This window comes from Serratia sp. HMSC15F11 (assembly GCF_001808215.1).
GTDB lineage: Bacteria > Pseudomonadota > Gammaproteobacteria > Enterobacterales > Enterobacteriaceae > Serratia > Serratia nevei.
On sequence record NZ_KV792465.1, the window covers coordinates 1 to 1,016 of the forward strand.

1 protein-coding gene and 1 tRNA gene are annotated in these 1,016 nt (G+C 58.8%); both read right to left on the reverse strand.

From position 1 onward, the window contains the following. Window positions 1–33: 33 nt before the first annotated feature. Window positions 34–109, reverse strand: a tRNA-Phe gene (locus HMPREF3138_RS13500). Between the two features lie 160 nt (window positions 110–269). Beyond that, window positions 270–845, reverse strand: coding sequence for a division control transcriptional repressor DicD (locus HMPREF3138_RS13505; protein ID WP_016929381.1), 576 nt, complete (start codon window positions 843–845; stop codon window positions 270–272). Window positions 846–1,016 lie beyond the last annotated feature (171 nt).

Below are 1,016 nucleotides of genomic sequence, written 5' to 3' on the forward strand. Positions count from 1 at the left end.
AAAAACCCAGCCATAGGCTGGGTTCTCTGAATATGGTGCCCGGACTCGGAATCGAACCAAGGACACGGGGATTTTCAATCCCCTGCTCTACCGACTGAGCTATCCGGGCAACGGGCAGCATTAAACCGTATTGGCCGATGGCCGTCAACGGCTTTATGCGTGAAAGACGTTAAAACGCCTCCGGTTGCTGGCTTTTCAGGCAAAGGGCGCAAAAAATGCGCCTGTTCCGGCTATCGCCTTGGGTTGGCGGCGCCGCAAGCGCGGTTTGCTCAGCTCAGCGCCCCGTTGCGGCGGCACTGTGCCACCTGCAAGATGTCTTCCGCCAACCGTTTGGCGACCGATACGTCCTGGAGCTGGCGTTTTACCAGCAGTTTGCTCAGGCAGCCTTCCTGAATCAATTCCATTTGCTGCGCTACCATGTCGGCGTCGTCGGCGTCCATTTCGCGCAGCAGTTCGCGGGTCAGCTCCAGCGAGGTCAGCTTTTGCTGCTCCGCCAACTGATGGATCGGGTGATCCGTTTCCGGGAAGAAGCTGCAGGCAGCGATAAACAGGCAGCCGGGGTAGCGGTCTTGCTGCACGTATTCCGCCAGCACGTCATAGCGCGCCAGCAGCTTTTGCTGCGGGCTCAGGTTCTCATCCAGCAGCAGCTGGCGGCGCCAGGTGTCGATCTGCTGGCCGTGGTAGCGCAGGCAGTCGTACAGCAGCGCTTCGCGATCCGGCCAGAACCGTTTGAGATCGCCGGGCTGAACGTCGAGTTTTTCCGCCAGCATCTCTAATGTGGCGGTCGCCAGGCCCTGTTGTTCCAACAGGCCCAGCGCGGTATCAAGGACGTGTTCACGTTGCACTTGTGCTTCCTCCTCTTCAGTTCAGATCCTCAGTGTTATTTATTATACCCGTCATCTTTCGAGCCGCAGCGTTGTTGGCTGCTCACCGTTATTCGGCCCCTCCATGGGCCTCACCCCTTGCGGAGCCACTGTAGGCAGTGTTCAAATCTGCTCCCGGCAGATTTGTCACCC